We start from the raw sequence: 278 nt of genomic DNA, 5'->3' as shown, positions 1-278 counted from the left end.
TCTCCCCCAACTTTTTTCACAGCAATTACCTGAGGTTCAATTTTGGTACCATCTTCATAGATTTTATTTTTAATCACAATAATGGCTTCAACTGCATCTTGTATTGATGCAAGAGAAATTGACTTAGGCAGAGGGATGAGTGAAGTAATGTCTTTGGATTCAATGCCCACTACATCTAATAGCAGTGTCCCCGTAAGGTTATTTTCATCCGCAGCGACTCCTATAGCTCCTAAATCGCCAATATTAAGATTTGCCTTAAAAGTAGTGATGTTAGCCGT

The 278-nt window shown here is 38.5% G+C and carries 1 protein-coding gene; it reads right to left on the bottom strand.

Features of this window, described 5'->3' with window-relative positions:
- Window positions 1-278 (bottom strand): hypothetical protein (locus E1171_RS23005; RefSeq protein WP_425509585.1); only part of this gene is annotated, 278 nt, incomplete at both ends.

The sequence above is a fragment of the Xanthovirga aplysinae genome (assembly GCF_009711365.1).
GTDB lineage: Bacteria > Bacteroidota > Bacteroidia > Cytophagales > Cyclobacteriaceae > Xanthovirga > Xanthovirga aplysinae.
Note: the sequence above shows the minus strand (reverse complement) of the source record. Positions and strands in the feature narration are given on the sequence as shown.